This window comes from Leisingera sp. ABD4_442 (assembly GCF_056160905.1).
Genome location: NZ_JBSWYB010000071.1, coordinates 1 through 5,855 on the forward strand (window position 1 = coordinate 1; position 5,855 = coordinate 5,855).

Annotated in this window: 5 protein-coding genes and 1 tRNA gene; 4 read left to right on the top strand and 2 right to left on the bottom strand. The window is 54.5% G+C overall.

What is annotated here, in order from left to right; all coding sequences use genetic code 11:
• Nucleotides 1–12 precede the first annotated feature (12 nt).
• Nucleotides 13–89 (top strand) — tRNA-Met (locus ACXAHG_RS23215).
• Here the strand turns inward: ACXAHG_RS23215 and ACXAHG_RS23220 are convergent.
• Nucleotides 46–1,812: a recombinase family protein gene (locus tag ACXAHG_RS23220; RefSeq protein WP_475061161.1), complete on the bottom strand. Its 1,767-nt coding sequence runs from the start codon at nucleotides 1,810–1,812 to the stop codon at nucleotides 46–48. The genes ACXAHG_RS23215 and ACXAHG_RS23220 overlap by 44 nt on opposite strands.
• Before the next feature lie 384 nt (nucleotides 1,813–2,196).
• Between ACXAHG_RS23220 and ACXAHG_RS23225 the strand changes: the two genes are divergently transcribed.
• A complete protein-coding gene (locus tag ACXAHG_RS23225) occupies nucleotides 2,197–2,967 on the top strand; it encodes a hypothetical protein (protein ID WP_475061155.1) in 771 nt (256 codons plus the stop codon).
• A gap of 8 nt (nucleotides 2,968–2,975) precedes the next feature.
• Here ACXAHG_RS23225 and ACXAHG_RS23230 read toward each other — a convergent pair whose 3' ends face one another.
• Nucleotides 2,976–3,992, bottom strand: a complete 1,017-nt coding sequence (locus tag ACXAHG_RS23230; protein ID WP_475061157.1) for a hypothetical protein — start codon at nucleotides 3,990–3,992, stop codon at nucleotides 2,976–2,978.
• A 316-nt stretch (nucleotides 3,993–4,308) separates the two neighbouring features.
• On the opposite strand from ACXAHG_RS23230, the gene ACXAHG_RS23235 reads away from it, so the two are divergent.
• The gene (locus ACXAHG_RS23235) at nucleotides 4,309–5,427 is read left to right on the top strand and encodes an endonuclease/exonuclease/phosphatase family protein (RefSeq protein ID WP_475039395.1); all 1,119 of its coding nucleotides are present in this window, start codon (nucleotides 4,309–4,311) and stop codon (nucleotides 5,425–5,427) included.
• A 248-nt stretch (nucleotides 5,428–5,675) separates the two neighbouring features.
• Nucleotides 5,676–5,855: hypothetical protein (locus tag ACXAHG_RS23240; RefSeq protein WP_475061159.1), on the top strand; the 180-nt coding region annotated here is incomplete at its 3' end.

Consider the following 5,855-nt stretch of genomic DNA (forward strand, 5'->3'; position numbering starts at 1 on the left):
CAACCAAAATGCCGCGGGATGGAGCAGCCAGGTAGCTCGTCAGGCTCATAACCTGAAGGTCGCAGGTTCAAATCCTGCTCCCGCAACCAGCTCTACTTGCAGAGTAGGCGCAGACACACAGCCCCCTCCGGGGGCTGTTTGCGTTTTGGCGCTAAGTTCCTGATGCACATGTTGAAGTTTGGATAGCTCCGCTGCAACACGGGCGCTTTCCGACGAGGTTGCGACCGAAAGGATACCAGCCAGGTCGCCGATGAGATCGATGGTCAGCTCTTCGCCCTTGATGTCGGGTGTCAGAACCACTTTGTCGATCATAGCCCGGAGGTGCTGCGAGGCTTCTGCCCGCCGCTCCGGGGTGTTGAGCGTTGCCATCAGGTGGGAGACCTCCTGCTTGTAGCGGGCGCTCATATTGGGGTGGAAGATGACTTTCTCTTCCGGCTGCGCTGACAGGAGCGTTTCCAGTTCTTTGAGCCGGTCATTGACGAAGACCGCACGGTCCTTCAGCATCTCTGCTGGCACGCCGTCGCAGATCGATTGCACGATCTTATCCTTCTCCCGTGTCAGCTTGCTTTGTTCCTTAATGAGGCCGGTGCGCGCGGCGTTCTGTTCGCAGCGCAGCTCGTTCATCCGCTTGGTGTATTCCTGGCAGAACACCTCGACCAGGCGTTCATCCATCAGATTAGCGTTGAGCGCATGCAGAACCTTGGCTTCCAGATTTTCCCGCTTGATCGTCAGCTTGTTGGTGCAGGTGCCCTTGTTCTTGGCGGTCGAGCAGGACAGGTGGGTTTTGTTGTGCATGGCGAAGCCGCCCCCGCAGCAGCCGCATTTGACGAGATGCGACAGCAGGTAGCTTGGGCGGTTGCGCTTATGCAGCGGCTTGTTTTTCTTATTGTAGACCCCCTGCTGAATTTTGACCCGGTTCCAGAGGTCCTGTTCGATGATGCGCAGATCCGGCACTTCGGTGATCACCCATTGGTCTTCGGGATTGAGCCGGGAGACACGCTTTCCGGTCTCCGGGTTTTTGATATAGCGCAGCCGGTTCCAGATCTGCCGCCCGATGTAGAGCTCATTGTTCAGGATGCCGGTACCGCGTTCCCGGTTGCCATAGATGGTGCTGGGTCCCCAGGTGCCGCCATTGGGGGCAGGGACCTTCTCCGCGTTGAGGGTCTTGGCCAGGGCTGCCGGGGACTCTCCGTTGGCATAGGCCTTGAAGATACGCTGAACGACCTTTGCCTGGGCTTCATTGATCTTGCGTCCTTCCCGTTCGATCAGCCCGTTGGGCCCGGCTTCATTGGCCACGTCATAGCCATAGACAATGCCGCCTGCGCTTTTGCCTTTGAGCGCGCGGCCCTGCAGGCCCCGGTGGGTTTTATTGGCCAGTTCTTTGAGGAACATGGCCCCCATGGTGCCGCTGAAGCCGATATGCAGCTCATTGATGATCCCTTCCGAGAGAGTGAAGATCTGCTGATCATTGAAGCGGAGCTGTTTGAAGACCTTGGCTGCGCCTTCCTGGTCCCGGCTGATCCGGTCGAGAGCTTCGGAGACCACGAGGTCGAATTTGCCCAAGGGGGCTGCGCTCAGCAGCGCCTGAATGCCGGGTCGGAACAGGTTCTCGCCGGAGATGGCGTGATCCGTGTAGCATTCGACCACCTGCCAGCCTTCCGCTTCGGCGCGGGCCTGGCAGATGCGGATCTGATCTTCGAGGGATGTGTCTGTCTGCAGGTCGGATGAATAGCGCGCGTAGATTGCAACGTGCTTGGGTCCTTCTGTTTGTGTGTATGGGGTCATGAGCCTGGTCCTTTCTGCGGGCGGCATTCATCCTGCATCCCGGAGCCCGCAAGGCGTTCACTGCTCATTTGCTCCTGAAAATCCGTTTCCGCCGCCGCCCGCGCAAGGAGACGCACAAGCTCCACCAGCTTGCCATCCGGCAGGGCTGGGCTTGTCTCCTCATGAGTCTCGCCTGGGTTGGCCTGATCGGTCTACGGAATTTTCCTTTCTGCCCACAGGCTATTTGCCGTGGCTTTTTGTTGTCGTTCTCCTTTGCGCTTTGCACCGTTCGTGAACATAAGTGGAACGCTATAGGAGCAAACTCCTAATTCCGCTAGCAAAATCGCAAATGAGCACATACGTAGGCAGAAGCTTAGCGGCCAATTCCAGCGCGGGATCGGGGCAGATCCAGGTATTTGAGGGTATTTTTGAATGGCGGAATTCCATGAAGTGGATTGGCAAAACGCTTCGGTTCAGGACCGGATTGCACCCAATAAAGCGCTCTTCCGTCTGCTGACGCAGATCTCCAGGAAACTGGATGTTCACTTTGATGTCATGCTTGAAGAGGCGCAGGAACAGGCTGTCTCCAAGGCGGAAGATCCGCACGGTAATTTTGAAAAGGGTAAAATCGCAAAGCACAGATCGCACAAGATCCATGAGTGGATTGCGCGCAATCACTTCGACTGGGCACAGGAGAAAGAACCGCAGCTGTTCCAGGTGCCCAGAAAGTCAGATTGGGATCAGTTCCTGGAGAAACATGATGTTGAAGATGGGATCAGGATTGTCACCGAGAATGCCTCAGAAGCAGATTCGCTGAATGTCGTTCGGTTTGCCGATGACACGGACGACGATGTGCTTCGCCTGCGCCTTGGGCAAAAGTTCTTCTTTGATATTGATGTGCCATTCAACGGCGTAGCGGTTGCGTTCCAGAAGGCCGGAAGGAACTGGTATCCCTTCGCTCTGTTCAAAGAAGAAAACCGGGAACGTGCCCGCGTTGAGGTTCGCAAAGGCGTGCAGGCTTTGCCTCGAAACGGGGCTGGAGAAGCAGTTTATTTGAGCGAACTCGACGACACAGGGCCGAGTGAGTTTGTCTTTGTCCTGAGCACGGATAGCACTTTGCCAGCGTCACCTGGCGCAATAGCGCAGTTCGAAACGGACGAAGAATTCCAGGTGCTGCGGCATCCTGTGCACTTCATAACCTGACCCTGTTTCTATCCTTCAGGCCACGTAATGCGGCTGAAACGCCGCGCTTTTTCATCATATAGGCGGCGGCGCTGCAGCAGATCGCTGACTGCATCGTTGATCTCCTCAATCCCTGCATCGGATTGGGTCGGGGCAGCATGAATACCGATCAGTTCCAGTGCATCATCGAACTCTTCAAAACGCGCGCTGAAGAAGTCATCAAAGAGGTCCGGATTGATTGTCGTCCGGCTCTGTGCGGCAGGCACAATGGCACTACGAAGGATGAAAGCCCTAACCAGCGGGTCTGGGTGGTCTGAATGCATATGCAGGCGTTTGCGGGTCTCGCCAAGGTATCTGAACATACAATAGAGCGCGACGGTCACCAGCGAGATGCAGTGTTCAGCGGCGACCTCCGGCGGGCCGAAGACGAAGCGGGTAATGCTGCCCCGCTCTGCATTCAATGCTAAACGGATCAGCTCATCTATTTGCGCGCGCAGAAGCGAAGCCCCGATGAGATCTGCTTCTACTTCCCAATACTGCCTCTCCGGGAGAAAAACCTCGCCAGCATGTTTGACGACGTTCAATTCTGAAATCTCGCCTGTTTGCCCGTCTTGCCTCAGAGCCTCCAAATGTCCGGAAAGGATGTGCCCCACTTCATGATTAAAGACAAAGTTCATGCAGAACTGCCCCATGAAGTCGGCAATGTGCCGTCTCGGCGGGGATAGCCTGGCAGTCTGAATTGTCTCCTCGGCCAGAGTCGAGGGGCTGACTACGAACTGGAGGTCCAGTTGCTCTGTTTCCGTGCTGCTGGCATCCATCCAGGGCATCACTTCCGGATCGCTCAGCAGGCGGTAGAACAAGCCATCCAGAAGGTAGGGAAACACGCTCGCTACCTCTACGGCATAGCCTGACGAGGTCGCTCTTACAGAGGCATTGGCCTCGTTCATCTCCGCGAAAGAGAAGGAAATTGCCTCGTCAGGCCGCAGGTAGGCCAGTGCGATGTCCCGAGAAGTGGCAGCAAAGCGGGTCGTCAGAGTGTCGTACAAAGAGCGCCACGCCGGTTCCACTCGCTGACCTCAACTTATGCTTGAGCCGTCTGGTTGGGATACTAGTGCAAGGAACTCAATGGCTTCAATGCAGAAAACGCGGTTTGTGACCCAGAACGGCCCAAAGCCGACATCCAACGGGTGTTAGCCACGCTGTGATCGCTCACGCGTTGCCGACATTCGTTGCGCCAGTGAGCTTGGTGCGATGAAGAGCTCTGAAAATGGGAATTCTCTCCAGGGTTGATTTTCAAGAGGCAAGGCGGCTACGCTTCAAATTGATAGTCTTAAGGAAATGTTTGCCAGAGGAAATCGTTAGATGCCTGTTACTTTACGACTTGCGACGTTTAACATCGAAAACCTTTTCACACGACATGATTATAATGCGTTCCTCCAAGGCCCAAATAGCCGTGAAGCTCGATACTTAGCCCCAATTGCTCAGTTCCTCGCTGAGTACGGAGACGGAGACCTTAACGACTTCCAAGACTTTCGACGACTAATCCAAACCGCGTCAATTTCACAGGATGATGACAAGCGCCAACACACGGCACTCGCGCTCGCACAGTTGAACGCTGATGTGGTCGCCTTTCAAGAAGTGGACAGTTTTGGCGCGTTAGAGCGGTTCATGTCGGCATACTATGCCAAGCTCGGCGAAAAGGGGTATCGGCACATCGTTTTGCACGAAGGCAATGATATGCGAGGCATTGATGTCGCTATTGCTACTCACGCGGATTGGCCGGTATATACACGATCGCACGCCGATCTGACCCCTGCATGGTTAGACGACACAGAGACTGGTGTGGGTCTTCTTGAGGAATTTCCAGAAGCTAAAAAGAAGGCAAGCAAACTGCGGGGCCGTAGGATATTCAGGCGTGACTGCGTCGAAACGGTTCTTAGCAAAGCACCTGTCACGGTCTTTAATTGCCACTTCAAATCTATGGGCGGCGGAAGAGATGCAAGTATGGGAATGCGTCAGCTGGAAGCCATCGCAGTGCGTGAAATCATAAATCGAAAGTTTGAGACTCCAAGCGAAGCCCTGTGGTGTATCGTTGGGGATCTGAACGACTACAAGCAAGTGATTAAGGTCAGGAAACGTCTCGACGATGAGGGCAGACAGGTCGAAGACGTTGAAACGCCAAATGAATCCGGAGTCGACCCGCTACTAGATGATGGATTTGGCGTCAACCTCGTCAATCTTTTGCCAGAGTTGGATAGGTGGACACACTACTACGCAGGCGATAAGCACAAGACACAACTTGACTACATCATTGCTTCCCCGGCCCTCGCCGAGAAGATTGTAGGACTTCCTGAAATTGTACGTTCGGGGATGCCGCTCCGAGTCCCAAATTCGGACGATATTCCACGTTTTCCTCGTATTGGTTGGGATAGGCCAAAGGCCTCGGACCACTGCCCGCTGGTAGTGGAGTTTCGGATCTAGAAAGTTGCTTAACTAAGATGATTTGATGCGGTCAGTACGGCCCAAACCTGCCGTTGGATGACTCTACTGAACTCTGCGCTCCGGCACGCCTCAAGAGACATTCATTCAGTGTGTTGATCGAGGGCTCCAATGATAGTGAGCAGATACATCTGGCTGAATCAAGGATCTGAGCTCGATGTTCAGAACATTTGGTCGAGACAAGAAAGTTGCTTATTCAGAATAAAGTGACGACAGTCGAAAATAACTCCTTGAAAGCAATTGATGAAACCCAAAACATGACCCAAATATTGGTTACCCCCGACACTCTTCAAGAGGCTCTTGATAAGGCGTCTGCAGGTGACCTGCCCCCCGATGGTCCCTTGCTCATGAGGAGAGTCTGCGGGTTTGGTTTTGGTAATCGTCGGTCTCGGGCTTGGCAAGCGCGGAGC

What these genes read in the sequence shown, in the direction of transcription:
- ACXAHG_RS23220 (WP_475061161.1), bottom strand. Translation starts at nt 1,812, where the DNA reads ATGCCGCCCGCAGAAAGGACCAGGCTCATGACCCCATACACACAAACA.
- ACXAHG_RS23225 (WP_475061155.1), top strand. Translation starts at nt 2,197, where the DNA reads ATGGCGGAATTCCATGAAGTGGATTGGCAAAACGCTTCGGTTCAGGAC.
- ACXAHG_RS23235 (WP_475039395.1), top strand. Translation starts at nt 4,309, where the DNA reads ATGCCTGTTACTTTACGACTTGCGACGTTTAACATCGAAAACCTTTTC.